Raw genomic sequence first — 26,461 nt, 5'->3', positions numbered from 1 at the left:
CCTGGGGTCCGGCACCGCGCGTCCGCACGGAGGTGGCTGGGGCTCACCGAGCGAGGTTACCGCCGGTCGGACGGCCGGCGGGATCCGGTACGCTCGCTCACCGAGCCAGCCGCGAACAGAGTGCGACCAAGGGGGCCCCAGATGGCCGAGCAGACCACGTCGTCGATCGTGATCGACGCCCCCTCGCCCGACATCATGGCGGTGATCGCCGACTTCCCCGCCTACCCGCACTGGGCCAAGGGCGTGCGGACCGCCGATGTCGTCGCCGAGTTCCCCGACGGACGCGCGGAGCAGGTCTTCTTCGAGCTCGACGTCCCGCCGATCAAGGACGAGTACACCCTCGAGTACGTCTGGAACGGCGACCACATGGTCACCTGGACGCTCGTGCACGGGAAGATGCTCCGTGCCCTGGACGGGGCCTACCTGCTGCGCGAGCTCGGCAACGGCTCGACGGAGGTCACCTACCGCCTCGCCCTGGACGTCTCGATCCCGCTGATCGGGATGCTCAAGCGCAAGGGCGAGAAGATCCTCATCGACACGGCGCTGAAGGGGCTGAAGAAGCGCGTCGAGTCGCTCGACTGAGGGGGCGCTGGACCAGCTGACCGTGCGTATCCTCCTGTTCACCGGAAAGGGCGGCGTCGGCAAGTCCACGGTCGCCGCCGGGACGGCCGCGCTCGCGGCCGCCGACGGGCACCGCACGCTGGTCCTCTCGACCGACGCGGCCCACTCCCTGGCGGACGCCTACGGCTGCGAGTACGGCGCGATCGGGCCAGAGGCGACCGAGGTCGCACCGGGGCTGTTCGTGGTACAGGTCGACGCGCAGCTGCGGTTCGAGCAGTCCTGGGCCGACATCCAGCGCTACCTGCTCTCGGTGCTCGATGTCGCGGGGGTCGATCCCGTCGCGGCGGAGGAGCTGACCGTGATCCCGGGAGCCGAGGAGGTGCTGGCGCTGCTCGAGCTCCGCCTGCACGCTCTCTCCGGCGCCTGGGACGTGATCGTCGTCGACTGTGCCCCGACGGCCGAGACCCTCCGGCTGCTCGCCCTCCCCGAGGCGCTCGGCTGGTACATGAACCGGGTCTTCCCGGTCGAGCGGCGCGTCGTCAAGGCGCTGCGGCCGGTGCTGAGCCGGGCCGCCGGGGTCCCGATGCCCGGCGACTCCGTCTTCGACGCGATCGAGCGGCTGCACGCCGAGCTCGACGAGGTGCGCACGCTGCTCAGCGGCCCCGACTCGAGCGTGCGGCTGGTGCTGACTCCCGAGAACGTGGTGCTCGCCGAGGCCCGGCGCTCCTACACGACGTTGTCGCTGTTCGGCTACCGCGTCGACGGCGTCGTCGCCAACCGGGTCTTCCCCGCCGAGGACGCCGACGACTGGCGGGCCGGCTGGGTGCTCGCCCAGGACGAGGTGCTCCGCCGGGTCGAGCAGTCGTTCGCCGGCCTGCCGATCTGGCGCTCGGAGTACCGCTCCCGTGAGCCGGTGGGCGTCGTGCCCCTGGCCGGCCTCGCCCGCGATCTGTACGGCGACGACGACCCGCTGACCAGCTCGCCCGGCAAGGCCCCGTTCCGCATCCGGCGCAGCGAGGGTGGCGCCGTCGTCCGGCTGGCCCTCCCGTTGGTGTCCCGCACGGACGTCAACCTGGCCCGCAATGGCGACGATCTCGTCGTGACCGTGGGATCGTATCGACGGTTGATCACGCTCCCATCGGGCCTGGTGCGGTTCCGTATCGCCGGGGCCCGGGTGGAGCACGGGGAGCTGCAGGTGCGGTTCGTCGAGGATGCCGACACCGCCAGCGCCGCCGGCACGGCGGTCGGCGCGGCTGCGGACGAAGCTGGGAGATGACGTGAGCCAGGACGGAGAGGGCCCCTCGGCCGAGGGGCCCGAGGTCGGGAGCGTCGCCGAGGAGGCGGCCAAGCTGCTCGGTGCGCTCTCGGAGTGGGCGCGCGACCAGGGCACCGGGATCGGCGAGGGCGTCGCCGGGCTCGCCGGTCACGCCGCCCGGGCGGCGCACGAGGTCGACGACCACCTCGCCACCGGCGCGCCGGAGTGCACCTACTGCCCGATCTGCCGCACCGTGCACGTCCTGCGCCAGACCACGCCGGAGGTGCGCGCCCAGCTCGCCACCGCCGCGACCGCCCTGCTGCAGGCCGCCGCCGGGCTGCTCGCGACCGCTGTGCCCGACGACCGCTCCGCCCGTGGGGGCGTCGAGCGGATCGATCTCGATGACGATCCCGGCTCCTGGCCGGAGGACCCGGACGACCCGGACCAGCCGGACACCCCGGGTGGACCTGAGGATGGAGACAGATGAGCCTGGCGTGTGGCATCGACGTCGGAGGGACGAAGATCGCCGGAGGAGTGGTCGACGAGTCGGGCACGATCCTCGAGGAGCTGCGCGTGGAGTCGCCCGCCACGGACGCGGAGGCGATCGAGGAGGCCATCGCTGGCCTCGTGGTCGAGCTCCGCGAGCGCCATCCGATCGAGACGGTCGGCGTCGGCGCAGCGGGGTACGTCGACAAGGCACGCGCGGTGGTGCTGTTCGCGCCCAACGTCGCGTGGCGCAACGAGGACCTCAAGGGTGAGCTCGAGAAGCGGATCGACCTCCCGGTCGTCATCGAGAACGACGCGAACGCCGCCGCCTGGGGCGAGTTCACCTACGGCGCGGGCCACGATGTCGACGACCTGCTGCTGGTGACCGTCGGCACCGGCGTCGGCGGTGGGCTGGTGCTCGACGGCGAGGTCTACCGCGGCGCCAACGGCGTCGGCGCCGAGATCGGCCACATGCGGGTCGTGCCCAACGGCATCCTGTGCGGCTGTGGCAAGCACGGCTGCTTCGAGCAGTACGCGAGCGGCTCGGCCCTGGTCCGCGAGGCTCGGGCCCAGGCGATGTCGGGGGCGCTGATCGCCCAGGGCATGTTCGAGCGGGCCGGCGGCGACATCTCGAAGATCACCGGGCCGTTGATCACCGAGGCGGCCCGGCACGGGGACGAAGGCGCCCGCCAGCAGCTCGCGGAGCTCGGCCGCTGGCTGGGCGAGGGGATCGCGTCGCTGACCGAGATCATCGACCCTGGCGTGGTGGTGGTCGGCGGCGGCGTCAGCGAGGCCGACGACCTGCTGCTGGAGCCGACCCGGGTGGCCTTCTCCGGCCAGCTGGTCGGTCGCGGCTTCCGGCCGATCCCCGAGATCCGCAAGGCCCGGCTCGGCAACCGCGCCGGGCTGATCGGCGCGGCCGACCTGTCCCGGCGCTAGACGGGACCGACGGGGTGCCACTCTTCATCGGGGTCGACATCGGCGGGACGAAGGTGCTGGCCACGGCGGTCTCGCGCTCGGGCCGGGTGCTGCGCACCGCCCGTCGTACGACGCCGGGCCGGCGGGTGGAGGCCCGGCTGGTCGAGGACGCGCTGACCGAGGCGGTCCAGGAGATCGCCGGCCTCCGCCGGATCGGCGCGATCGGGATCGCGGCCGCCGGCTTCGTCGACGCCCAGGGGGAGCGGGTCCGGTTCGCGCCGCACCTGCCGTGGCGTGACGAGGGCGTCCGGGCCCGGCTCGCGGAGCGCTGGAGCGCACCGGTCGTGCTCGACAACGACGCCAACTGCGCGGCCCGCGCCGAGCTGACCTACGGCGCCGTGGGGAACGCCGCCGACGCGATCGTGGTGACGATGGGCACCGGCATCGGTGGCGCGGTGGTGCTCGGCGGCGCGGTCCACCGGGGCCACAACGGGATGGCCGGAGAGTTCGGGCACATGCAGGTGGTCCCCGGCGGTCAGGCGTGCGAGTGCGGGGGCACCGGCTGCTGGGAGCAGTACGCCAGCGGCAACGCGCTGGTGCGGCACGCGCGGGCCCGGATCGGCAGCCGGCCGACCGCGCTCGAGGCCGCCTGCGCCGGCGAGCCCGACCGGCTCACCGGGCCGATGGTCACCGCGGCGGCCGAGGCCGGGGACGCGGTCGCGCTCGAGGCCTTCGCCGACGTCGGCGGGTGGCTGGGGGTCGGGGTCGCGAACCTGGTCGCGGCGTTCGACCCCGAGATCGTGGTCGTGGGCGGCGGCCTGTCCGCGGCCGGCGACCTGCTGCTCGAGCCGGCCCGGGTCGCGATGCGTGAGTCGCTGGTGGGCGCCGCCCACCGCACCGTGCCGCCGGTGGTCCGCGCCGCCCTCGGCCCCGAGGCGGGTGCGATCGGGGCCGCCGAGCTGGCCCGGCAGACGTTCAGGAGCGCCGGTACTCGGGCACGAGCTCGACGGCGAGCTGCTCGAGGAACAGCCCGACGTCGGTGACGATGCCACGGGCCTGCGCGGACCCGCGATCGGCCAGCTTGGTGACGGTCGCCGGGTTGATGTCCACGCAGACGAGCGGCACCGAGGCCGGGAGGATGTTCCCGGTGGCGACCGAGTGCAGCATGGTCGCCACCATCAGGCAGAACCCGACGTCGGTGAGGTTGGCCCGCATCGCCCGCTGGCCCTCGATCACGTCGGTGTAGACGTCGGGCAGCGGCCCGTCGTCGCGCACCGAGCCCACCAGGACGAACGTCTTGTCGTGGGTGACCATCGCGTGCATGATCCCGCCGGTCAGCACGCCGCTCTCGACGGCGGCCTTGATCGACCCTTCGCGGCGGATCGTGTTGATCGCGCGGATGTGGTGCTCGTGCCCGTGCTCGACGCCCCGTCCCATGGCCAGGTCGACGCCGAGGCTGGTGCCGTAGAGCGCGGACTCGATGTCGTGGGTGGCGAGTGCGTTGCCGGCGAACAGCACGTCGACGTACCCGGCGTGCACCAGGGCCACCATCGCCGGTGCGGCGCCGGTGTGCACGACGCCCGGGCCGCCGACCCACAGCACCCGCTTGCCGGCGGCCTTGGCCTCGCGCATGCCGTCGGCGACCTGCCGGACCAGCACCGCCTGGGGCTTCTCCGACGACACGTCGGACTCCATGAACCCGAACGCACCGGCGGTGCGGTCGGGCGCGGGCACCGCGACCCGGACGCCGGACGCGCCGGTCACGACGAGCATCCCGCGCCGCACGTCGGACATCGGGAGGGTGTGGACGCGCGCCGGCCGTCCGTCCGCGCCGCGCTCGACGATCAGACCGCAGTCCATCTCCGGGTTGTCGACCCGCAGCCAGGCACCCCCGAGGCGGACCTGGGTCTCGAGGTTCGTGGTCGAGTAGAAGTGGTCGGGGAAGACCCCGTCCCGGTCGGCCTCGCTGAGGCTCGCCTCGCCCGGGTCGACCTGGTTGACCCCGCGGGTCTGCAGCCGCATCAGCAGCCGCTCCAGCGCCTCGCCGTCCTCGGCGGTCACGGTGATGACCGCGTGCGAGGGGTCGTCGGTCTCCCGACCCACGTCGAAGCGCTCGATCGCGTAGTCGCCGCCGTACTCGCGGATGTCGTCGAGCACGCGGGACAGGATCCCGTGGTCCATCAGGTGGCCGGTGATCTCTACCGACTCGTGGGCACTCACGGGCTGCACGATAACGAGGTGGATCGCGTCGGGCGCCGAGGCTGGCGGTGCGGCTACAACCAATTTCCGACGGAAAGCGGTTGCTATCTCACCGCTGGCCCGGGTCGGGCCGGGGCGCTCACACCTGGGCGCCGTCGTCCCACGGGTCGCGGGGCCCGCGGGGCATCCGGAAGACCAGGTAGCCGAAGCCGCCGACGAACGCCGCGATCAGGAAGTAGGCGACGAGCTCGGGCAGCGAGATCGAGAAGACCAGGGCGAACAGCAGCACGGCGGGCGAGCCGAAGACGCCGAGCCAAGCGGCCAGCCGGTCGGGTGCGACCCGGGGGAGGGGCGGCGGCTCCGGAGGCTCGAAGCCCTCCTCCTCGGCCACGAACGGCTCGTCCTCGTCCTCGTGCCCGAGCGCGCGCAGGTCGCCGAACCGCCCGCCGAACGGCGCGGAGGAGTACGGCGGCGGCTCGGGTGCGCGCGGCTCGTCGAGCTCGGCCCGCTCCCCGTAGTTCTCGACGATGGCGCGCCAGGCGCGCTCCTCGTCGTCGCCGTCCGGGCGGTCCGGCTGGTCAGGTCGGTCCGGCTGCACACCCACGAGCGTAGGCCCGCGCTACGAACCGGAGGTGACGCGGGCCACGAATGCGGCGGTGTCCGCGTAGATCTGCTCGGCGTCGTTGTCGAGGGTCGCGACGTGGTAGCTCTCCGGCAGCCGGGTGACCGTGACGTCGCGCGAGGAGATCCCGGACAGGATCAGCGGCTCGGTCGCCTCGTCGACGACGTGGTCCTCGGTCGAGCGGAAGTAGAGCACGGGTGCGGTGATCCGGGGCAGGTCGCGGACCAGGCCGGGCCAGGCCCGCATCATCGAGTGGATCGCCTTGAGCGGGGTCCGGTCGTAGCCGTGCTCCTGCACGCCGGACTTCTTGATGTCGTTGGCGATGCCCGGGAAGGACGGCACGACGTGCTTGAGCAGCGGCAGCAGCTTCACGTCCAGCCGCTTCGTGGCGAGCGCGGGGTTCACCACGACGACGCCCGCGACCCGGTCGGGGCGGTCCGCCGCCAGCCGCAGCACCAGGGCACCGCCCATCGACAGCCCGCCCACCACGACCGCGTCGTTGTCCGCGAGGAGCTTCTCGAACGTGCGGGTGATCTCGGCGTACCAGTCCGCCCAGGTCAGGGTGTTCAGCTCCTGCCAGGTCGTGCCGTGCCCGGGCAGGCGCGGCACCTCGACGGCGTACCCGTGCTCCGCCAGGGCCTCGCCCCACGGCGTGATGGAGGCCGGCTGGCCGGTGAAGCCGTGGCTGAGCAGCACGCCGACGCGTCGGCCGCCGGTGAGCTCCGGCCGCGCCGGGCGGGAGAGCGGGGTGGCGAGCGGGTGGATGGTCATGGCCGGGATTCTGCCGCACCCGAGGGTCCGGCCGACCTCGGTATGGGGGAAGTCGCGCGCGACGGTCTAGGCTTCGCCCGTCGGATGTCTCGGGTCGGTTGGGAGGTCGTCGGTGTTCTACTGGTTCTTGAAGTGGATCGCCCTCGGACCGTGGCTGCGCCTGGTGTTCCGGCCCCGCGTGTACGGCGCCGAGAACGTCCCGCTCGAGGGCCCCGCGATCCTGGCCAGCAACCATCTGTCGTACGCCGACTGGCTGTTCATGCCGCTCACGCTCCCGCGCCGCGTGACGTTCGTGGCCAAGGCCGAGTACTTCACCGGCAAGGGCCTCAAGGGCTGGCTGCAGCGGACGTTCTTCGCGGGATCCGGCCAGGTGCCGATCGACCGGTCGGGAGGCGGCGCCGCAGAGGGCGCGATCATCTCCGCCAAGCGGGTGCTCGCCGAGGGCGAGCTGTTCGGCATCTATCCGGAGGGCACCCGCTCGCACGACGGGCGGCTCTACCGCGGCAAGGTCGGCGTCGCGCGGCTGGCGCTCGAGGCGAAGGTGCCGGTGGTCCCGGTCGCGGTCCTCGGCACCGACGTGGTGGCGCCGCCGGGCAAGAAGTTCGGCCGGTTCACCCGCCCGGTCGTGCGCTTCGGGGCGCCGCTGGACTTCTCCCGCTACGACGGGATGGAGAGCGACCGCTACATCCTGCGCTCGATCACCGACGAGATCATGTACGAGATCATGCGCCTCTCCGGCCAGGAGTACGTCGACATGTACGGCGCCCGGGCGAAGGAGGAGTCGCGGAAGAGCGAGAAGGACGCGGCCGCGCAGCAGGAGCCGGGTGAGCCCGACGAGCCCAAGCTCGCGTCTTGACGATCCACTCCGCGCACCCGTTCCTCGACCCGGAGCCCGACCCGGTCCGCCGGTTCCGCGGCCGGATCACCGGCACCGTCGCCTTGGTGACCGCCGGTGACGACACCTCCCGGGCCGGCCTCACGGTGAGCTCGCTGATGGTCGCGAACGGCGAGCCGGCCCGGGTGCTCGCGCTCGTGGACCCCGACAGCGACCTGGCCGCGGTCGTCGCCCGCACCGGCCGCGCGGTCGTCCAGCTCCTCTCCTGGGTGCACCGCGACCTGGCGGAGGCGTTCGCCGGGACGGCGCCCGCGCCCGGCGGGCCGTTCCGCACGGCCGCCTTCGAGGAGACCGCGTGGGGGCCGCGGCTCGCCGACGCGTCGACCTGGGCGGGGGTGCGGCTGGAGTCGACCGCGGCGGTCGGCTGGTCCTCGCTGCTCACCCTCGCGATCGAGGAGGTCGTGGTCGGCGCGGACGACCAACCCCTGGTGCACCGCCGCGGCCGCTGGGTCCGCCCGTAGGGTCCTGCCATGGCCGAGCTGCTCGAGATCGCGGACGAGCTGTACGGCCTGCCGCTGGCCGAGTTCACCCCGGCGCGCGACGCCCGGGTCAGGGAGCTCAAGGGCACCGACCTGGCCAAGCAGGTCAAGGCGCTGCGGAAGCCGTCGGTCGCCGCCTGGGTCGTGAACCTGCTGGTCCGCCGCGAGAGCGAGCAGGTCGAGCAGGTGCTCTCCGTCGGCGCGGCGCTGCGGGAGGCCCAGGCGGCGATGTCCGGCGACGTGCTGCGCGAGCTCACCAGGCAGCGCCGGCAGCTGACGGCGGCGGTCACCACCCGGGCCCGGCGTACCGCCCGGGAGGAGGGCACCAGGGTCACCGAGGCGGTCGCCGACCAGGTCGAGGCCACGCTGACCGCCGCGATGGTCGACGCCGACTGCGCGCGGGCCGTGCGCAGCGGGATGCTCGTGACTGCGCTCGCGACCACGGGCCTGGACCCGGCGGACCTCGCCGGCGCCATCGCGGTCCCCGAGGCCCTCGGCTTCGAGGCCCCCGCGCGTGCCGCCGAGCCGCCGCGGCGCCCCGACCTGCACGTGGTGCCCGACCCCGAGGCGGACCGCAAGGCGATCGCGGCGGCCGAGCAGGCCCTGGCGGCCGCCGAGACCGAGCTCGAGGAGGCCGCCGAGGCCCACGACGAGGCGACGGCGGCGTACGCCGAGCTCGCGGCGCGCAGCCTGCAGATCCAGGCGGAGATCGACGAGCTGCGCGGGCGGATCGCCGAGCTGGAGTCGGTGGCCGAGGAGGTCGACGACGAGATCGCGGAGGCCGAGGAGGCCCGCGACGAGGCGGAGACCGCGCGGCGCGACGCCCGCGAGGAACGCGACGCCGCGGCCGCCGCCCTCGCGAAGCTTCGCCGGTAGTCCCTGACGTTTGCGGGTCTGGGAGCGCTCCCGAACCGCGCAACCGTCAGGGACTATCGCTCGGGTCGAGCAGGCCTCAGTCGGCCCAGTCCTTGGCGCGCTCGACGGCGTCGGTCCAGCGGGCGTGGGCGGCGTCGGCGGTGGGCCGGTCGAGGGCGGGCTCGAAGCGCCGATCCAGCCGCCAGGTCTCGCGGAGGTCGTCGGTCGACCCCCACACGCCGGCCCCGAGCCCGGCCAGGAACGCGGCGCCCAAGGCGGTGGTCTCGACGGTCGCCGGGCGCTCGACCGGTACGCCGACCTGGTCGGCCTGGATCTGGCAGAGCAGGTTGTTGGCGGAGGCGCCGCCGTCCACGCGCAGCGAGGACAGCCCGGCGCCCGCGCCGGAGAGGGTGTCGAGCACGTCGCGGACCTCGAACGCGATCGCCTCGAGCGCGGCGCGGACCAGGTGTGCGCGGGTGGTGCCGCGGGTGATGCCGATGACCAGGCCCCGGGCGTGCGGGTCCCAGTGCGGCGCGCCCAGGCCGGTCAGCGCGGGCACGAAGACGACCCCGCCGGTGTCGGCGACGGTGCGCGCGATCGGCTCGGTCTCGGCGGCCGAGCCCACGATCTGCAGCCCGTCGCGCAGCCACTGCACGGCGGCACCGGTCACGAAGATCGCGCCCTCGGTCGCGTAGGTGAGCTCGCCGGACGGCGAGCGCCAGGCGGCCGTCGCGAGGAGTCCGGCGTCCGAGCGCTGGATCGTCGTGCCGGTGTTGGTGAGGATGAACGACCCGGTCCCGTAGGTGCACTTGGAGTCGCCCTCGTCGAAGCAGGTCTGGCCGAACAGCGCGGACTGCTGGTCGCCGGCCAGGCCCGAGATCGGCAGCGACAGGTCGAGGAACGTCGTCGGGTCGGTGGTCGCGATCTCGCCCCAGTTCGGCACCAGCTCCGGCAGCGCGTCGCGCGGCACCCCGAACAGCGAGCACAGCTCGTCGGACCACTCGCCGGTCTCCAGGTCGAGCAGGAGCGTCCGGGACGCGTTCGACACGTCGGTGGCGTGCCAGGTGCCACGGGTCATCCGCGCGATCAGGTAGGAGTCGACGGTGCCGATCGCGTAGCGGCCCGACTCGACCAGCGCCCAGGTGTGCGGCTCGTTCTCGGCCAGCCACATCAGCTTGGTGCCCGAGAAGTACGGGTCCAGGCGCAGCCCGGTCAGCTCGCTGACCCGCGCCTCGTGGCCGGCCTCGCGCAGCCGCGTGCACAGGTCGGCGGTACGACGGTCCTGCCAGACGATCGCGCGGCGCGGCGACCCGAGGGTCTCGCGGTCCCAGAGCAGCACCGTCTCGCGCTGGTTGGTGATCCCGACGGCCTCGAGCCGCGACGCGTCGTACCGCTGGAGCACGTCCCGGACCGCCTCCAGGGTGGCCTGCCAGATCTCCTCGGGGGAATGCTCCACCCAGCCGGGCTGGGGGAAGTGCTGCGCGAACTCCTGGTAGCCCTTGACCGCGATCGAGCCGTCGTGCTCCACCACCACGGCGGTGACCCCGGTGGTGCCGGCGTCGATCGCGAGGACGCTCATGCCGAGGTACCCCCGGCGCCGCCCCTGGTCCCGCGCAGGATCTCCAGGATCTTGACGTCGATCCAGGTCCCGTCCGGCGCCACCCGCATCTCGTAGTTCTCGGTGCCGACCCAGGCCTGGAGGTCCCGGGCCCCGGCCGCGCGGGCCAGCTCCTCGAGCTCCGCCTCGAGCTCCGGAGTGACCGGGACCTTCTCCTCCTCGGTGGACGCGGTGAGGTAGAGGTCGTTGAGCTCGAGCAGCCGGGTCAGCTCGGCGATCGGGCTCGCGTGGTCGTCGACTCGCAGGTCCACGGCGATGTCGTCGAGGCCGCCGTACCCGGCGCCGTCCCGGACGACCAGGAGCGCCGCCGACTGGCGGCCGCGCGAGTCGCCGCCGGCCTCGTCGCCCGCAGCCAAGGCTGCGAGCAGCAGGTGCGCGAGCGGTGCGTCCGGCGGCCCGGCGAGCCAGGCCGCCTCCATCGCCTCGACGACCTCGGAGCCGGTGAGGATGTTGCCCTGGATGGCGTAGCCGGCGCCGGTCAGGCTGCCGGCCCAGTCGAGGCAGTCCGCGCCGGTGTGACTGGCCGCGTTGCCGTCCACGTCGACGATGCCGACCTGGCGGTGCTCGCGTCCGTCGTCCTCCTCCAGCAGCCGTTGGAGGGCGACGGAGGCGGTGGCGCCGTCGTCGAGGTGCGCGAGCGCCTGGCCCTTGTAGGCGACGTTGGCGTCGGCCTGGGTGGCGATCGCGCCGACCCCGGCCACCGCCGCCGGGACGGCGGCTCCGACGGCGAGGAACTTGGAGGCCACGGCCACGCCCCAGGACTCACCGTCGGCGGACCGGGCCACGATCGAGAACGTCATGGCCCGACCCTAGAGGACGGCAGCATGGCGATATCGGGTTGCCGACCACGCGGCCCGAGGCAGGAGGATGTGGGGGTGCTCGACCGCATCGGCGCCGCGCTGGGGTTCCCCTCCGTGGGCAACCACCGCAGGTTCGTCACCGCCATCGCCATCGACGCGATCGGCAGCGGTGTGTTCATGCCGGTCTCGATCCTCTACTTCCTCGTCACGACCGACCTGTCGCTCGTGCAGGTCGGGGCCGCGATCTCACTGGCGTCGGCGGTCGCGCTGCCCGCAGGCCCGCTGCTCGGTGGCCTGGTCGACCGCTACGGCGCCAAGCACGTGCTGCTCGCCGGCAACCTGCTCCAGACGGCCGGCTTCGTCGCCTACCTCGCGACCGACTCCTTCGTCGGCCTGACCCTGTGGACGGTCGTCGTGACGGTGGGCCGGACCGCCTTCTGGGGCTCCTACGGCAACATCGTCGCCGCGATCTCGGCGCCGGGAGAGCGGGAGAAGTGGTTCGGCTTCCTCGGGGCGCTGCGCAACGTCGGCTTCGCGGTCGGCGGGCTCGCGTCCGGCCTCGCGATCACGATCGGCACCACCACGGCGTACTCGGCGGTCGTGCTGGCCAACGCCGTGTCGTACGTCGTCGCCTTCCTCCTGCTGCTGGCCGTGCCGCCGACGGCGAGTGTCGCGCACCGCGCGGTCGAGGGCGCGTGGGGCACCGTGCTGCGCGACCGGCCGTACCGGCTGCTGTGGGTCACCCAGATGGCCTACTCGACGGCGATGATGGTGCTGAACTTCGCGGTGCCCGTGTATGCGACCACCGTGCTCGGGCTCTCCGGCTGGGTCACCGGCGCGGTGTTCACGCTGAACACCGTGATGGTGGGCTTCGGCCAGGGGCTGACGGTCCGGGCGATGACCGGCGCGCTGCGCTGGCGGGTGCTGCTGCTCAGCAACCTGGTGTTCGCGGCCTCGTTCGTCGTGCTGCTCGGCGCGAGTCGGCTCTCGGTCGGGCTCGCCGCGGCGGTGGTGGTGCTCGGCTCGGGCATCTACACGCTGGGGGAGCTGCTCGGCGGGCCGGTGCTCGGCGCGCTGTCGGCGGAGGCCGCGCCGGAGCACCTGCGCGGGCGCTACCTCGCGCTGATCCAGCTGGCCTGGAACCTGGCCAGCACCGTGGCGCCGGTCGCCTTCGCCTGGCTCCTGGACCGCGGCCCGTCCCAGATCTGGGTCGCGCTGGTCGTGATGTCGCTGGTCGGTGCCGGTCTGACCGTGCTGCTCGGCCGGGTGCTTCCGCACGCGGCTCAGGCGGTCACGAACCGGGCCGAGGAGCCGTTGCCGGCCTGACCACCCTCCAGGAGACCGGGTCGAGGGTGAGGGCGACCGGCACCGGGTCCGCGTGGGTCCGGGGCATGGAACTCGAGGGCACGGGGACTTTCCTACCGTGCCGTTCGACCTGCAGGCTGGTGGCTTAGGACCCGGCCGGAGGGGTGGCCGGGCAGGGTTAGGTCCGGCTAGAGTCGAAGTAGTGACTGTGAACGATCCAAAGGTGCCCGCCCCGGGGCCCCGAGCAGAGAGAGCAGAAGCCCCATGACCGTCCGCCGCGTTGCGCTGCTCACCGCCGGGGGCCTGGCCCCGTGCCTGTCCTCGGCCGTCGGAGCGCTGATCGAGCGCTACACCGAGGTCGAGCCGGAGATCGAGATCATCGCCTACCTCAATGGGTACGCCGGGCTGCTCGGTGGCCGGTACCTCACGATCACCCCGGAGGTGCGCGACCAGGCTCACCTGCTGCACCGGTACGGCGGCAGCCCGATCGGCAACAGCCGGGTCAAGCTCACGAACGTCAAGGACTGCGTCAAGCGCGGCCTCGTCCAGGAGGGTCAGGACCCGCTGCACGTGGCGGCTGAGCAGCTGACCAGGGACGGCGTCGACGTCCTGCACACCATCGGCGGGGACGACACGAACACGACCGCGGCCGACCTGGCGGCGTACCTCCACGAGAACGACTACGAGCTGACCGTCGTCGGCCTGCCCAAGACGATCGACAACGACGTGGTGCCGATCCGCCAGTCGCTGGGTGCCTGGACCGCGGCCGAGCAGGGCGCGCTGTTCGCGCGCAACATCATCGCCGAGCACTCCTCGAACCCCCGGATGCTGATCATCCACGAGGTGATGGGCCGCAACTGCGGCTGGCTGACCGCGGCGACCGCGGCGAAGTACCGCGAGTGGGTCGTCGCCCAGGAGTTCTCCGGCTTCGGCGGCAACACCCAGGAGCACTGGGACGTGCACGCCGTCTACGTCCCCGAGCTGTCCTTCGACATCGCCGCCGAGTCCGAGCGGCTCAAGGCCGTGATGGACCAGACCGGCTGCGTGAACATCTTCCTGTCCGAGGGCGCCGGCGTCTCGACGATCGTCGAGGAGATGCTCGCGCGGGGCGAGGAGCCCAAGCGGGACGCGTTCGGCCACGTCAAGCTGGACACGATCAACCCCGGCGCCTGGTTCGGCAAGCAGTTCGGCAAGCTCGTGGGCGCCGAGAAGACCATGGTGCAGAAGAGCGGCTACTTCTCCCGCTCGGCGGCCGCCAACGACGAGGACCTCGCGCTGATCCGCGCCTGCTCCGACCTCGCCGTCGACGCCGCCCTGCGCGGCGAGAGCGGTGTCGTCGGCCAGGACGAGGACGCCGACGGCGAGCTGCGGGTCTGCGAGTTCCCGCGGATCCGCGGCGGCAAGGTGTTCGACACCTCCGCGCCGTGGTTCGGCGAGCTGCTGGCGGGCATCGGCCAGCCCACCGGGGAGCCGGTGGCGGCCGACCACTGACCCGGCCGGGCCACGACGCTCGGGAGACGCCGGGGGATTGAGGCCGGGTGCGGTGGGGGAACGATCCAGGAGATCCGACCCCGACCGAGGAGAGCCCGATGAGCACCCGCGCCGCGGAGACCGTCGACGTCAACGGACCGACCCCCGACCTGAGGCGGGTGATGGGTCCGCGGTTGCTGCTCCTGTTCATCGTCGGCGACATCCTGGGCGCCGGCATCTACGCCGTGACCGGTGAGATGGCGCTCGAGGTCGGCGGCGTCGTCTGGGTGCCGTTCCTCGTGGCGTTCGCGGTCGCCACCCTCACGGCGTTCTCCTACCTCGAGCTGGTCACGAAGTACCCCCAGGCCGCCGGGGCCGCGCTCTACACCCACAAGGCCTTCGGCCTCCACTTCGTCACGTTCCTGGTGGCCTTCGCGGTCATCTGCTCGGGCATCACCAGCGCCTCGACGTCGTCGAACCTGTTGGCCACCAACCTGCTGGCCGGCCTCGACGGGCTCGGGTGGCAGCTGCCGCAGGGCGACACGGCGATCACCGTGGTGGCGATCGGGTTCATGCTGCTGCTCGCGGTCATCAACCTGCGCGGCGTGGGCGAGAGCGTGAAGTTCAACGTGTTCCTCACGCTGGTGGAGATGGCCGCGCTCGTCATCGTGATCGCCATCGGCTTCTGGGTGATGGCGCAGGGCGACGCCGACCTGGGCCGGGTCGTCGTCTTCGACTCCGGGTCCGACCGCGGCCTGTTCCTCGCGGTCACGGTGGCCACCGCGATCGCGTTCTTCGCGATGGTGGGCTTCGAGGACTCCGTGAACATGGTCGAGGAGACCAAGGACCCGATGCGGATCTTCCCGCGGGTGATGCTGACCGGGCTCGGCATCGCCGTGGTCTTCTACATCCTGGTCGCGATCTCGGTCGTCGCGGTGATCCCCGAGGGCGAGATCGAGTCGGTCGTCGCCGACGAGGGCAAGGTGCTGCTCAACGTGGTCGAGATGGGAGCGCCCGGGCTCCCGATCGACAAGGTGTTCCCGTTCCTCACCGTGGTCGCGGTCGCGAACACGGCCCTGATCAACATGCTGATGGCCAGCCGGCTGCTCTACGGCCTGGCCCGCCAGGACGTGCTCCCGCGCTCGCTCGGGCGAGTGCTCCCGGGTCGGCGCACGCCGTACGCCGGCATCCTCTTCTCCACGCTCCTCGCGCTCGCCCTGATCGTGGTCGTGACGTTCCTCGCCGAGACCGCGGTGATCTCGGCCCTGGCCGGCACGACCGCGCTGCTGTTGCTGTGCGTGTTCGCGGTGGTCAACGTCGCCTGCCTGGTGCTGCGTCGCGACCCGGGCCCCGAGGGCGGGTTCGCGGTGCCCGGCTGGATGCCGATGCTCGGCGCGGCCACCTGCTTGTACCTCGCCGGGCCGTGGGCGCGCGACCGCGAGGACTGGGTCCAGTACCAGGTGGCCGGCGGGATGTTGGCGCTCGGCGTCGTGCTGTGGCTGGTCACCTGGCTGACCAACCGCGGGATCCGCGGGAAGCGGACCGGGTTCCGCGACATCGAGCACCTCCAGGAGTGACCGTCGGGCGGCGGGGGCCGGTGTCTCGTCGGCGACCACCGAATCGGGCCGCGTGGGGGACCCGCCGTACCCTTGACCGGTGAGCACGATCCCCGACCTCGCGACCCTGCACGCCATGGGCGCCGCCCAGCAGCCGTCGTACCCCGACCGCGCCGCCGTCGACTCGGCGGTCCAGCGGTTGCGGACGGCCCCGCCGCTGGTGTTCGCCGGCGAGTGCGACGACCTGAAGGGCAAGATCGCCCAGGTCGCGCGCGGCGAGGCGTTCCTGCTGCAGGGGGGCGACTGCGCCGAGACGTTCGCCGGCGTGACCGCCGACAACGTGCGCAACAAGCTGCGGGTGCTGCTGCAGATGGCGGTCGTGCTGACCTACGCCGCGTCCGTGCCGGTCGTGAAGGTCGGCCGGATCGCCGGGCAGTACGCCAAGCCGCGCTCCTCGGACTTCGAGACCCGCGACGGGGTGACGCTGCCGGCCTACCGCGGCGACGCGGTCAACGGCTACGACTTCACCGCGGAGTCGCGGGTGCCCGACCCGCAGCGGCTGGTCGACGTCTACAACTCGTCGGCCGCGACGCTGAACCTGGTGCGCGCGTTCGTGACCGGCGGCTACGCCGACCTGCGCCAGGTGCACACCTGGAACACCGACTTCGTGCGGGAGTCGCCGGTCGGCCAGCAGTACGAGGCGATGGCGAACGAGATCGAGCGCGCGCTGACCTTCATGCGGGCGATCGGCGCGGACCCCGATGAGTTCCACCGGGTCGACTTCCACTCCAGCCACGAGGCGCTGGTCCTGGAGTACGAGCAGGCCCTGACGCGCATCGACTCGCGCACGAGCACGCCGTACGACGTCTCCGGGCACTTCCTCTGGATCGGCGAGCGGACCCGCCAGCTGGACGGCGCGCACGTCGAGCTGCTGAGCCACATCCGCAACCCGATCGGCGTGAAGCTCGGCCCGACGACCACGCCTGACGACGCGCTGGCGCTCGCCGCGAAGCTCAACCCGGACAACGAGCCAGGCCGGCTCACGTTCATCACCCGCTTCGGTGCCGGCAAGATCCGCGACGGCCTGCCGACGCTGGTCGAGAAGGTCACCGCCGCCGGGCTCGAGGTCGCGTGGGTGTGCGACCCGATGCACGGCAACACCTTCGAGGCGAGCTCGGGCTACAAGACCCGCCGCTTCGGCGACGTGATCGACGAGGTGCAGGGCTTCTTCGACGTACACCGCTCGCTCGGCACCTGGCCCGGTGGCCTGCACGTCGAGCTCACCGGCGACGACGTGACCGAGTGCGTCGGCGGGGGCGAGGACCTGATGGAGGTCGACCTCGGCAACCGCTACGAGTCGGTGTGCGACCCGCGGCTCAACCGGGTCCAGTCGCTCGAGCTGGCGTTCCTCGTCGCGGAGATGCTCCGGCAGGCCTGACTCCCGTCCGGTGGCGCCCCGCTCTCATGATCCGGGTCTAGCGTCCCGCGCATGATCGCTCGCCTCGCTCCTCGCGTGGTCGCCGGCCTCCTGCTGGCGACCGGCCTCGCCGCCGTACCGGTGGCGACCTCGACCGCCGGCGGCCCGACCGTGTCGGCCGCGAACATGCAGTTCTCCCCGTCCCGGGTGACTGCCGCGCTGGGCGCCTCGGTGACGTGGACCTTCCCGGACGCCGTCGCGCACACCACCACCTCCACCCAGGGCTTCTGGAACAGCGGGTCCCGATCCGGCGGCCAGACCTTCGCCCGCACCTTCGGTGGCGCCGGCAGCTATCCCTACAGGTGCACGTTCCACCCGTCGATGACCGGGTCGGTGCGGGTGCCGGTGGCCCGGTCCGGGTCGGCGTCCTCGGGCTGGACGCTGCGTTGGGCCACCGCCGCCGGGGGCGACACGACGACGTACGACGTGCAGGTCCGCAAGGGCACCAGGCCGTGGAAGGCGCTGCGCACGGACACCACGGCGGCGAGCACCCGCTTCGCCCGCCCGGGCACCTGGTCGGTGCGGGCGCGCACCACACAGGGGTCCGCCACGTCGGGCTGGTCGCCCGCCGTGGTAGTCAAGACCTCGTGATCGACCTGCGCAGCGACACCCTGACCAGGCCGACCGACGCGATGCGCCAGGCGATGGCGCGCGCCGAGGTCGGTGACGACGTGTACGGCGAGGACCCGACGGTCGCGCGCCTCGAGGAGCGGGTCGCCGGCCTGCTCGGCCACGAGGCCGCGCTGTTCACCCCGACCGGGTCGATGGCCAACGTGCTGGCCGTGCGCTCGCTGGTCGGGCCGGGCCAGGAGGTGCTCTGCGAGGCCAGCGCGCACATCGCCCGCGCCGAGCTCGGCGCGCACGGTGCCTACACGGGCCTGACCATGCGCACCTGGATCCACCCGCGCGGCCAGGTCGACCTGGCGGCGATCCGCACGATCTTCGCCCCCGACATGGGCCCGTTCTTCGTGCCGACCGCGGCCATCTCGGTCGAGAACACCCACAACTTCGCCGGGGGAGCGGTGCTGCCGCTCGACGACCTGCGCGACCTGCGCGAGTACGCCACCGCAGCCGGCGTCGGCGTGCACGTCGACGGCGCCCGGATCTGGAACGCGCACGTGGCGACCGGCACGCCGCTCGCGGAGTACGGCGCGATCGCCGACGTGCTGTCCGTGTGCCTCTCCAAGGGCCTCGGCGCCCCGGTCGGCTCCCTGATGGTGGGCAGCAGCGACGCGATCGCCGAGGCTCGGGTGTGGCGCAAGCGGATGGGCGGCGGGATGCGCCAGGTGGGCATCCTGGCCGCGGCCGGGCTGCACGCGCTCGACCACCACCTCGAGCGGCTGGCCGACGACCACGAGCACGCCCGGCTCCTGGCCGAGGCCTGCGGCATCGACCCGGCGGAGGTCGACACCAACATCGTGGTCGTCCACCGCGCCGACGCCGCCGACTTCGTCGCCGCCGCCCGGGACGAAGGGGTGCTCGTCTCCGCGGTCGGCCCCACCGCCGTACGCCTGGTCACGCACCTCGACGTGACCCGCGAGGACGCCGAGAAGGCCGCGGCGGTGCTGGCCCGCCTGGCGTGACGCGTGCCTAGGACGCACCTACCAGCGACACGTCGCTGATCGCGGTGTAGTCGCGGGCCGCCCGGCCCTGGCCCGGCGCCGAGACGGCGACCAGCCGGAGCGTGACGGTCGTGGTGGTGACATCGACGTCGACGGACTGGACCGCGGTCGTGTCGTCGAGGTCCTGGGTGATCGTGGTGCCGTCGTCGAAGACCCACTCCACGCTGGTGACCCGGCGGTTGCCGTGGTACCAGTCGAGCTCGCGTCCCTCGGCGTCCCGGGCGGTCTTCGCGTACCCGTTGACCAGCCCCACGCTGCGCAGCCGGGTCTCGGCGGCCAGGGTGATGACCAGCTCCTCACCGGTGCCGTCACCGGGCATCCGCCAGGTGGTCTCCGGGATCCCGTCGAGGAGGTTCTCGCCCGCGTAGTCGACCCGGTTGCCGGACACGTCCTGGCCGGGCGGGGCGGTGTCCGGCACCTCGACGCTCGCCTCGGCGGTGACCCGGGCCGGGTCGTGGCCGGGCTCGTCCTGCGACGGGGGCGAGGCCGGGCCCGAGGATGCCGGCGGCTGCGAGCTCGTGGGGCGTCGGGCGTCGGGGCCGGAGTCGTCGCCGGTGAGCAGCCAGACGCCGAGTCCGGCGACGACGACCAGGGCCAGGGCCGCGGCGGCCCACAGTCCCCAGGGCGGGCCGGGCCGGCGGTGTGCGGCGGCCGACGGCTCCACGGCCTCGTCGGCGAACAGCGGGTACCGCGGCGCAGGAGGCACCGCGACCGCGGGTCGCTCGGCGGTGTCGGTGCGCCAGCCCTGGTCGATGGGCTGGCCGATGGGGTGGCCGCAGTTCGTGCAGAAGCGGCCGACCCCCAGCTCGTGGCCGCAGCTGACGCAGAACCTCATGTGACTCCTCGCGGGCCGGCGTCAGTCTGAGCGCGCCCGGCCCGGCGACAGACTAGTGGTGCGGGACCACCGGCGCCGCGTCAGCCTGCGTGGTCGGCCGCGGGTCGGCGGCCGACCATCTCGGGGAGCCGGCGTACCGCCTGGGCCAGGTCGCGCAGCTCGGAGCCGAGCAGGGCCTGGGGTCCGTCGCACAGGGCGGTCTCCGGGTCCGGGTGGACGTCGACGATCACGCCGTCGGCGCCGACGGCGATCGCGGCCCGCGACAGCGGGACGACCAGGTCCTTGCGGCCCGCAGCGTGCGAGGGGTCGACGACGACCGGGAGGTGGCTGGTGGCCTGCACGACGGGCACGGCGGAGATGTCGAGGGTGTTGCGGGTGGACGGCTCGAAGGTCCGGATGCCGCGCTCGCAGAGGACCACGTCCAGGTTGCCGCGCTGGGCGATGTACTCCGCCGCCATCAGCCACTCCTCGATCGTGGCCGTCATCCCGCGCTTGAGCAGCACCGGCTTCCCGGACTCGCCGACGGCCTGGAGCAGCCCGAAGTTCGCCATGTTCCGCGTCCCGACCTGGAGCATGTCGGCGTGCTCCGCGACCACGGCGACGTCGCGGGCGTCGACCACCTCGGTCACGACCGGCAGCCCGGTCGCGGCGCCGACGTCGGCGAGGATCCTGAGCCCGGCGACGCCCAGCCCCTGGAAGGCGTACGGCGAGGTCCGTGGCTTGAACGCGCCGCCGCGCAGGATCGTCGCCCCCGCGGAGCGGGCCATCTGCGCCGCCTCGAGCGTCTGCTCCGCGGTCTCGACCGCGCACGGTCCCGCGATCAGCGTGAACGTCTCCGGGCCGATCGGGACCTGGCGGCCGGGGGCGCCGACCCAGACGGTGGACCGGTCCGGGTGGTGCTGGCGGCTGACGAGCTTGTAGGGGTCGGAGATCCGGTGCACGTCGGCGACGCCGCGCAGGGTGCGGAGGTTGAGGTGGTGGAAGGAGTCGATGTCGCCGACCAGTCCGATGATCGTGCGGACCACGCCGGTCGAGACGAACGCCTTGCCGCCGACGCTCTCGACCCGCGCGACGACGTGGGCGACGTCCTCGGCGGTGGCATCGGGGGACATCACGACGACCATGCGGGACTCCTCTCGGGGGCGGGAGAACCGTAGGTGACCGGCGGCGGCCGGACGGCCGCGACTCAGCATCCGGACGGACCCGATGCGGAGGAGGCCGAGCCTTGGGAGGCCCGAGGGTGCCCGTGCCATCGCCCGCCGCTGCGCTGCGGGGGAGGGCTACCGACACCCTCGGACCGGGAAAATGCTAGGACCGGTGGCCCGCCTCGCGTCGCGGAACGAGTGGTACTAGGACCATTGGGCAGAGCGACTCCGAGCAGCGCCGGCAGCGGTGTGATCACACGGCGATGTGAGGCACTTCACCCTCGACCTTGCGGCGCGGGGCCAGCTCGACGGTGAGCATCGCGGCCAGCACCATCAGGCCGCCGACGAGCATCCGCATGGTCACCGACTCCCCACCCAGGAGCACGGCGAAGAACGCCGCGAACACCGGCTCCATGCTCATCACGATCGCGGTCCTCGTCGCCGACAGGTGGGCCTGCGCCCAGGTCTGACCGAGCAGCGCGAGCGCGGCGGGGAAGACCGCCATGTAGACCACCGAGAGCCAGTCGCTCCCGTTGTCGGGCAGCACGATGCCGTGCGGGGCGCTGGCCACGAGGCCGATCCCCGCCACCACCACGACCTGCAGGATCGACATGCCCAGCGCGTCCCGGGTGCTCGACCACGCGCCCAGCCCCACGATGTGCAGCGCGAAGAGCATCGCCGCGACCAGGGTGATCGCCTCGCCGTAGCCGACGGAGAAGCCCTGCAGGGTGAGCACGGCCAAGCCCGCGGCGGCAAGCAGTACGGCGAACCAGGTCGCTCGGGTGATCCGGTTGCGCAGCAGCACGGCCGCGAACAGCGGGGTGGCGATCACGTACATCCCGGTGATGAACCCGGACACGCTGGCCGAGGTGTGGGCGAGTCCGCTGGTCTGCAGGATCTGCCCGACGCCGTACAGGCCACCGAGCGCGGCGGCCTGCCGGCGCGCGGCAGGGGAGAGCCGCAGCACCGCGCGCGGCGCGACCGCGAGGAGCAGGATGCCGGCGATCGAGAAGCGGACGGCGATGAAGTCGACGGCCGGGATCCGGTCGAGCAGGTCGTGGATCAGGAAGAACGTCGACCCCCAGCACGCGGTGATGCCGAGCAGCGTCGCGGTGGCGAGCAGGGTGGTGCGCCTCATCCGCGCAGCTTCTTCAGCAGCGGGATGTCGCGGTTGTCGACGTCGCGCGAGTCGGGCGTCTCGAGGATGAACGGCACGCCTTCGGTGGCCGGGTGCGCGAACAGCTCGGTGAACGCGCCCTCGCCGATGTGGCCCTCGCCGATCCGCTGGTGCCGGTCCTTGAAGGCGCCGCGGACGTCCATCGAGTCGTTGGCGTGCACCAGCCGCAGCCGGCCCGGGCCGCCGATCTCGACCACCCGGTCCACGGTCGCGGTGGTGCCGCCCGGCTCGTCCAGCGGCGCCCCGGCGGCGAACACGTGGCAGGTGTCCAGGCAGATGCCGGCCTTCGGGTGGTGGTCGAGGGCCTCGAGGTACGGCGCGAGGTCCTCGACGCCGGCGCACAGGGAGCGGCCCTGGCCGGCGGTCGGCTCGAGCAGCAGCCAGGGTGCATCGTCGCCGGCGACGGCGTCGAGCAGGGGCAGGAGTCCCTCGCGCACCTGCCGCATCGCGCGCGCGTGCCGCGCGAGGCTGTCGCCCTCGCCGGGGTCGACGTACGACCCGGTGTGCACGACGACGCCCTCGGCGCCGATCTCCGCCGCCCGCTTGAGGTTGTGCGCCACCGAGGCCACCGAGCGCTCGTAGGTCGCCGGGGTCGGCGAGCCGAGGTTCACGAGGTACGGCGCGTGGATGAACACCCGGGTCCCGCGCGCGGCCATCAGGTCGCGGAAGCGCGCGTCGTCGGCCGGCTTGCCCTCGCTCAGCGCCCAGCCGCGGGGGTTGCCGGTGAAGACCTGGAAGGTCTCGCAGGCGACCAGGTCCGCGTTCGCGACGGCGCCGTCGACGAGGCCCTTGCCGACGAGCACGTGGGTCCCGATCGGGTTGCGGAGGGCGGGGTCGAGCACCCGCACAACCTACTCGGCGCCGACGGTCGTCCCACCGTCGCCCACAGACGTCGCGGGCACGTCGATGGCATCGAGCGGATCCGGCGACTGGGATGCCACATGCTCAGGGTGGCGCAGTTGCATTGACAGGCCGGGCATCTCGCCCACTTTGACGCAGGTCGAAACGGCCCGAATGACAGACCACTCTCACGGGCCAAGAGTGCTCGCCCCTGGCTCGGCGCCTCTAGGAGCGCACCTTCGAATGAGCCAGCGTCGCCAGCGAGCCCAAAGAGATGAACGATCGTGTCTCTGCGCTGCTTGCCGGGACGCTGGTCGGTATCCCGCACCCGAGGCTGGTAGTCGCTGAACCGCTGGCCTTCACCTATGTACCGATTGCGGTACCCGATCGCACAACGTGCCTAGGCATCACAGCTAGCGCGCTCGAAGCCCACTCCGGGCAGATGGCGCACCACCCGCGTGCGGTCGCCTCAATCCGGCTCGACGTCCTCGACTAGATCGCGCAAGTACGTTCGCTGAGCCAACTCAGTAACCCTCAGCTCGCGGCGCCCTTGGTCGAATTTGTCACGATCCACCAAGCCTCTCTCGGCCAAGTTGACCGCCCGCTTCCCAACGAGTTGATACGAGCAGTCCAGTTCGCCAGCGACCTCGGCGGCATAAAGAGCCCGCTCTTCGGTTCCAAGTGTGTGAAGAATCCCAAGCTCAACCTTTGGCAGGAGAAGTTCAGGATCAATCTCTCGAAGGGTGGCCTCGTACTTCTTCGAGAGGTTCGTAATGACACACTTGCCCGTTCTGCATTCTGGACAAAGCATGTCAAACATTTGTAGGGCGGGAAGCGCTTCATGATCGAAGTTGTGGCCGCATGAGTCGCAGACGATTTCCTGATTCATTCTGACGTACTCTTGGAGGATCGCAGTGACATCGAACACTCGTTCCACGTAGTACAGCCGGTACTCGCGCTTCCCCTCAGGACGTCCGAACTCAATGCTCTGCTTTTGACATAGCCCGTAGTTAAGGGCGTAAACGGTGACCTTCCGACCGTCTCGGTCACTCATCACATAGTACTTGGTGATGAAGAAGTTCAACTCCAAGGTTGCGAGCAGAGCCTCCATTTGCGTCGCAACGTGGAAATGGCTCGTAGGTGGGCGACCTTCGAGGTCTCGCATTACTGCCGAGGTGGTGTGATACCGCAACTCACGCGCTCGGATGACGAGGGCGTCGAGTAGTTCTTTGAGACTAAAGATGGAAGATCGTTCATCGAAGCTCTCGTGCAGGAATCGATTCATGGCGAAATACGCCTCAATCTTTTCCTCGTAGTACCTACGCGCCGCGTCCCGGATCGAGGCAAGATTGATTTTCTGCCCATAGATGAGATTCGACTCGTACATGAAATACAATACGTAGCCAATATTACGGGGGTTTGCCATGGTGGCGAAGAACAATTGACGCCACAATTCATCTCCACCGGAGCGACGCGTGTCGAAGACATCGCCGAGCGCTTGAACACCAAAGTGCTCGAGACGCCGCGTGATCAGACGGCGCGTGAAGTCGACCGCCTTCTCTTCCATCCCCGCGATGTCGGCGGTGCCGTACAGGCTGTAGATGTCGAGGCTGATCTCATCAATCTTCGTCTTATCGATTTGGCCGTAGTAGATGCGGCCGGGATAGGCAGCGATCTTGAACTTAATCAACTCTTCAGACCAATTGTTCAAGGGCCCGAGGAGAGCGTCTACGACGACCTGCATGGCGGGGGGCGGAAGCTCCGAAAAATCGTCTACGAAGACGAACAACTGTGTCAGTCCGACTCGATTCAGCAACTCCTTGAGTTGCAGTATATACGACTTGATGTCGAAGACGCGAACCAAGATATCCGCAAACTGCCGTTCACGCTCCGACCCGAACGTGTAGCTCGTTTGGTCTTCAAACGCAAGGGAGGCCTCGGGCCCTGTGGCACCCGCGCCAACCTTTCCGGACACACCTTGCTTGTTGATGACCTCGTCGGAGTCCTGCCTGCGCTCTTCGACTAAACGGGTGGAAACAACACTGATAAAGCGGTCCGCGTCAGCTGCCTCAAGGAGGGCATCCAAGCCCTCAAACAGATCATCCACGGATCCACCTACCGAGTTCTTAACTTTCTGCCATAGAGAGACCTTGATTCGGCTCTTGATCTCTTCGCGGATTGCTCGGATCATCGCGGCCAAGAATGCTCGATGGAGAAGCAACGACTCCATCTCGTCCAAGTTCATGGCACCCGGCATTGCCGATAGCTTCGCGGCCAGACCCGGATCGACCTGGCTGGATTCGTAGATGGTCTTGATGTCGATGTATGCGGACGCTTTTCCAGCTTTCCGCAACTCATGTTGCGCGCGCTGGAAGACCGTCGATTTGCCAGTGCCCTTCCGCCCGACCAGGAAAGTAGTGTTGCTCTTCAACATCGTCTGGAGAACGTGGTCATTCGGCAAGGGATCCACGTACAAATGCTCGACTAGCGACTCCCCGCGAGCGTCCGAAAGCTCCGCGCGTCTGTACAGTTTCAAGGACTGAGCAGCCTCATGAAACGCCTTCAAGTTGCGCTCGGATATGTTTGGCATCGTCGCATGGCCTCCCGATCGTGGGTCCGCGCCCTACCCTGCCACGAATTATGAGCAACACAGAGTCAGATGGTGCAGATCGGGTTCACCGCGTTCGGACTCCGCTACACCCTGGAGGCAGCGGGGCCCAGAACGTCGGAGAGAGGTCAGGGCTGGATGGGGAAGGACACACGCTTCGAGACAATCAGCGCCCGCGACTCGCTTTCCTTGTCGGCGGCGCGGACGTAGTCGGCGCGGATGTGCTGCGGGGTCAAGAGGGTGACCCCGCAGCCGTCGAACGCCTCGATCCGCGCGAGCACGTGCTCAGCCCAGTGCCCACCGAGTTCCGCCTCGCGGTGAGCGCCTTGTGGGTGTGCAGCGGCAACGACATCTCCTGCTCACTGGTGAGGAACTCGCCTGCGACGATCGGATCCTCCGACTCGACAAGCGCCACGAGGTTGGCCAGTCCGCCCATGCACACGACGGGCTTGATCACATGGTCACCCTGCTGGTGCCAATCGGAGCCGAACCGGCCGCTGTCAACCGACAGGCGGTGTCCAGCGTCAACGGCCGCCGCTGGCGCACCGAACGCCTTCACGAAGGTGCGGCCGAACTCCTTCCCAGCGCCCAGATCCGCCAGCAGCGCAGACGTCGCACGTCGTTCCCGCTCCTCGACGCCGTTGATACCCGAGGTCGGAATCAACCGTGCCTCGTGCCAAGACTCCTCGCTCACCGCTACAACCCCCGTACCACGTCACGCGCGCGCCGACCCGCGCCACTGGACCGCGCCTCGAATCCAGGCGCATCCCGGCGACGGCTAACCTCGCCAGCCGACCGGCGCGACCAGGACACACCAGTCACACGAGCCACGGCACCACGCAGAAGCGGTTCTCGACGGCGCGCGCAGGGCCATCTGTCTGCAGGCTGCGCTGAACTGAACGTTACGTCGACGGGCGGCCCACCCCGCCGCCGTGAATGCTTCCCGCATGCCGGCTACTCATGGGCT

The 26,461-nt window shown here is 71.2% G+C and carries 25 protein-coding genes; 14 read left to right on the top strand and 11 right to left on the bottom strand.

The features are described from left to right. Positions 1–141 precede the first annotated feature (141 nt). Genes NOCA_RS17250 through NOCA_RS17230 form a run of 5 tightly spaced genes read left to right on the top strand, consistent with a single transcriptional unit; the run spans position 142 to position 4,263 of the window. Positions 142–582: an SRPBCC family protein gene (locus NOCA_RS17250; RefSeq protein ID WP_011756548.1), complete on the top strand. Its 441-nt coding sequence runs from the start codon at positions 142–144 to the stop codon at positions 580–582. A gap of 22 nt (positions 583–604) precedes the next feature. Further along, positions 605–1,837 (top strand): ArsA family ATPase, encoded by a 1,233-nt coding sequence (locus NOCA_RS17245; RefSeq protein WP_011756547.1) that lies wholly within the window; start codon positions 605–607, stop codon positions 1,835–1,837. Position 1,838: 1 nt separating this feature from the next. Continuing rightward, the gene (locus NOCA_RS17240) at positions 1,839–2,303 is read left to right on the top strand and encodes a hypothetical protein (protein ID WP_011756546.1); all 465 of its coding nucleotides are present in this window, start codon (positions 1,839–1,841) and stop codon (positions 2,301–2,303) included. Then, complete coding sequence (locus NOCA_RS17235) at positions 2,300–3,241, top strand: ROK family glucokinase (protein ID WP_011756545.1); 942 nt, start codon at positions 2,300–2,302, stop codon at positions 3,239–3,241. The genes NOCA_RS17240 and NOCA_RS17235 overlap by 4 nt, the downstream gene beginning before the upstream one ends. A 14-nt stretch (positions 3,242–3,255) precedes the next feature. After that, entirely contained in the window at positions 3,256–4,263 is a 1,008-nt protein-coding gene (locus NOCA_RS17230) for an ROK family protein (RefSeq protein ID WP_011756544.1), read from the top strand. On the opposite strand, the gene NOCA_RS17225 is transcribed toward NOCA_RS17230, so the two are convergent. The 3 genes from NOCA_RS17225 to NOCA_RS17215 all read right to left on the bottom strand — a co-directional run bounded on the left by NOCA_RS17225 (position 4,196) and on the right by NOCA_RS17215 (position 6,812). Continuing rightward, positions 4,196–5,440 (bottom strand): ornithine cyclodeaminase, encoded by a 1,245-nt coding sequence (locus NOCA_RS17225; protein ID WP_041546634.1) that lies wholly within the window; start codon positions 5,438–5,440, stop codon positions 4,196–4,198. The genes NOCA_RS17230 and NOCA_RS17225 overlap by 68 nt on opposite strands. A 118-nt stretch (positions 5,441–5,558) precedes the next feature. After that, positions 5,559–6,017, bottom strand: a complete 459-nt coding sequence (locus NOCA_RS25970) for a hypothetical protein (RefSeq protein WP_049774387.1) — start codon at positions 6,015–6,017, stop codon at positions 5,559–5,561. A 21-nt stretch (positions 6,018–6,038) separates the two neighbouring features. After that, on the bottom strand, positions 6,039–6,812 hold the full coding sequence (locus NOCA_RS17215) for an alpha/beta hydrolase (protein ID WP_011756541.1): 774 nt from the start codon (positions 6,810–6,812) through the stop codon (positions 6,039–6,041). A 112-nt stretch (positions 6,813–6,924) separates the two neighbouring features. Here NOCA_RS17215 and NOCA_RS17210 point away from each other — a divergent pair, with 112 nt between their 5' ends. Genes NOCA_RS17210 through NOCA_RS17200 form a run of 3 tightly spaced genes read left to right on the top strand, consistent with a single transcriptional unit; the run spans position 6,925 to position 9,062 of the window. Beyond that, positions 6,925–7,668, top strand: coding sequence for a lysophospholipid acyltransferase family protein (locus NOCA_RS17210; protein ID WP_011756540.1), 744 nt, complete (start codon positions 6,925–6,927; stop codon positions 7,666–7,668). Then, positions 7,665–8,168: a flavin reductase family protein gene (locus NOCA_RS17205; RefSeq protein ID WP_011756539.1), complete on the top strand. Its 504-nt coding sequence runs from the start codon at positions 7,665–7,667 to the stop codon at positions 8,166–8,168. The genes NOCA_RS17210 and NOCA_RS17205 overlap by 4 nt, the downstream gene beginning before the upstream one ends. Positions 8,169–8,177: 9 nt before the next feature. Beyond that, entirely contained in the window at positions 8,178–9,062 is an 885-nt protein-coding gene (locus tag NOCA_RS17200) for a hypothetical protein (RefSeq protein ID WP_011756538.1), read from the top strand. 76 nt (positions 9,063–9,138) lie between these two features. Here the strand turns inward: NOCA_RS17200 and glpK are convergent, their stop codons facing one another. Both glpK and NOCA_RS17190 read right to left on the bottom strand, forming a co-directional pair. Beyond that, a complete protein-coding gene (gene glpK, locus NOCA_RS17195) occupies positions 9,139–10,620 on the bottom strand; it encodes a glycerol kinase GlpK (RefSeq protein ID WP_011756537.1) in 1,482 nt (493 codons plus the stop codon). Next, positions 10,617–11,459, bottom strand: a complete 843-nt coding sequence (locus tag NOCA_RS17190) for a DUF1028 domain-containing protein (RefSeq protein ID WP_011756536.1) — start codon at positions 11,457–11,459, stop codon at positions 10,617–10,619. The genes glpK and NOCA_RS17190 overlap by 4 nt, the downstream gene beginning before the upstream one ends. A gap of 75 nt (positions 11,460–11,534) precedes the next feature. Between NOCA_RS17190 and NOCA_RS17185 the strand changes: the two genes are divergently transcribed. From NOCA_RS17185 to NOCA_RS17160, 6 genes are all read left to right on the top strand, one after another. Next, entirely contained in the window at positions 11,535–12,785 is a 1,251-nt protein-coding gene (locus tag NOCA_RS17185; protein WP_197687728.1) for an MFS transporter, read from the top strand. A 243-nt stretch (positions 12,786–13,028) separates the two neighbouring features. Further along, positions 13,029–14,255, top strand: a complete 1,227-nt coding sequence (locus NOCA_RS17180; RefSeq protein WP_011756534.1) for a pyrophosphate--fructose-6-phosphate 1-phosphotransferase — start codon at positions 13,029–13,031, stop codon at positions 14,253–14,255. 98 nt (positions 14,256–14,353) lie between these two features. Then, the gene (locus NOCA_RS17175; protein WP_041546632.1) at positions 14,354–15,811 is read left to right on the top strand and encodes an APC family permease; all 1,458 of its coding nucleotides are present in this window, start codon (positions 14,354–14,356) and stop codon (positions 15,809–15,811) included. Between the two features lie 115 nt (positions 15,812–15,926). Beyond that, a complete protein-coding gene (locus tag NOCA_RS17170; protein ID WP_049774599.1) occupies positions 15,927–17,228 on the top strand; it encodes a class II 3-deoxy-7-phosphoheptulonate synthase in 1,302 nt (433 codons plus the stop codon). A 51-nt stretch (positions 17,229–17,279) separates the two neighbouring features. After that, the gene (locus NOCA_RS25965) at positions 17,280–17,858 is read left to right on the top strand and encodes a plastocyanin/azurin family copper-binding protein (protein ID WP_011756531.1); all 579 of its coding nucleotides are present in this window, start codon (positions 17,280–17,282) and stop codon (positions 17,856–17,858) included. After that, on the top strand, positions 17,855–18,850 hold the full coding sequence (locus tag NOCA_RS17160; protein WP_011756530.1) for a threonine aldolase family protein: 996 nt from the start codon (positions 17,855–17,857) through the stop codon (positions 18,848–18,850). Before NOCA_RS25965 ends, NOCA_RS17160 begins: the two co-directional genes overlap by 4 nt. 7 nt (positions 18,851–18,857) lie before the next feature. Here the strand turns inward: NOCA_RS17160 and NOCA_RS17155 are convergent, their stop codons facing one another. The 6 genes from NOCA_RS17155 to NOCA_RS17130 form a co-directional block, all read right to left on the bottom strand. After that, positions 18,858–19,724 (bottom strand): NADase-type glycan-binding domain-containing protein, encoded by an 867-nt coding sequence (locus NOCA_RS17155; RefSeq protein WP_011756529.1) that lies wholly within the window; start codon positions 19,722–19,724, stop codon positions 18,858–18,860. 80 nt (positions 19,725–19,804) lie between these two features. After that, entirely contained in the window at positions 19,805–20,848 is a 1,044-nt protein-coding gene (gene aroF / locus NOCA_RS17150) for a 3-deoxy-7-phosphoheptulonate synthase (protein ID WP_041546630.1), read from the bottom strand. A 274-nt stretch (positions 20,849–21,122) separates the two neighbouring features. Continuing rightward, positions 21,123–22,007 carry a DMT family transporter gene (locus NOCA_RS17145; protein WP_011756527.1) on the bottom strand — a complete coding sequence of 295 codons (885 nt, stop codon included), beginning with the start codon at positions 22,005–22,007 and terminating at the stop codon, positions 21,123–21,125. Then, positions 22,004–22,888 (bottom strand): deoxyribonuclease IV, encoded by an 885-nt coding sequence (locus tag NOCA_RS17140; RefSeq protein ID WP_011756526.1) that lies wholly within the window; start codon positions 22,886–22,888, stop codon positions 22,004–22,006. The genes NOCA_RS17145 and NOCA_RS17140 overlap by 4 nt, the downstream gene beginning before the upstream one ends. Positions 22,889–23,355: 467 nt before the next feature. Beyond that, positions 23,356–25,356, bottom strand: coding sequence for a MarR family transcriptional regulator (locus NOCA_RS17135; RefSeq protein ID WP_140404043.1), 2,001 nt, complete (start codon positions 25,354–25,356; stop codon positions 23,356–23,358). A 370-nt stretch (positions 25,357–25,726) separates the two neighbouring features. Then, positions 25,727–26,188 (bottom strand): hypothetical protein, encoded by a 462-nt coding sequence (locus NOCA_RS17130; RefSeq protein WP_011756524.1) that lies wholly within the window; start codon positions 26,186–26,188, stop codon positions 25,727–25,729. Positions 26,189–26,461 lie beyond the last annotated feature (273 nt).

Source organism: Nocardioides sp. JS614 (assembly GCF_000015265.1).
GTDB lineage: Bacteria > Actinomycetota > Actinomycetes > Propionibacteriales > Nocardioidaceae > Nocardioides.
Note: the sequence above shows the minus strand (reverse complement) of the source record. Positions and strands in the feature narration are given on the sequence as shown.

Coding starts and splice junctions, on each gene's coding strand:
- NOCA_RS17175 (WP_041546632.1), top strand. CDS start 14,354: ATGAGCACCCGCGCCGCGGAGACCGTCGACGTCAACGGACCGACCCCC.
- aroF (WP_041546630.1), bottom strand. CDS start 20,848: ATGGTCGTCGTGATGTCCCCCGATGCCACCGCCGAGGACGTCGCCCAC.
- NOCA_RS17155 (WP_011756529.1), bottom strand. CDS start 19,724: ATGAGGTTCTGCGTCAGCTGCGGCCACGAGCTGGGGGTCGGCCGCTTC.
- NOCA_RS17170 (WP_049774599.1), top strand. CDS start 15,927: ATGGGCGCCGCCCAGCAGCCGTCGTACCCCGACCGCGCCGCCGTCGAC.
- NOCA_RS17145 (WP_011756527.1), bottom strand. CDS start 22,007: ATGAGGCGCACCACCCTGCTCGCCACCGCGACGCTGCTCGGCATCACC.
- NOCA_RS17180 (WP_011756534.1), top strand. CDS start 13,029: ATGACCGTCCGCCGCGTTGCGCTGCTCACCGCCGGGGGCCTGGCCCCG.
- NOCA_RS17190 (WP_011756536.1), bottom strand. CDS start 11,459: ATGACGTTCTCGATCGTGGCCCGGTCCGCCGACGGTGAGTCCTGGGGC.
- NOCA_RS17235 (WP_011756545.1), top strand. CDS start 2,300: ATGAGCCTGGCGTGTGGCATCGACGTCGGAGGGACGAAGATCGCCGGA.
- NOCA_RS17250 (WP_011756548.1), top strand. CDS start 142: ATGGCCGAGCAGACCACGTCGTCGATCGTGATCGACGCCCCCTCGCCC.
- NOCA_RS17215 (WP_011756541.1), bottom strand. CDS start 6,812: ATGACCATCCACCCGCTCGCCACCCCGCTCTCCCGCCCGGCGCGGCCG.
- NOCA_RS17200 (WP_011756538.1), top strand. CDS start 8,178: ATGGCCGAGCTGCTCGAGATCGCGGACGAGCTGTACGGCCTGCCGCTG.
- NOCA_RS25965 (WP_011756531.1), top strand. CDS start 17,280: ATGATCGCTCGCCTCGCTCCTCGCGTGGTCGCCGGCCTCCTGCTGGCG.
- glpK (WP_011756537.1), bottom strand. CDS start 10,620: ATGAGCGTCCTCGCGATCGACGCCGGCACCACCGGGGTCACCGCCGTG.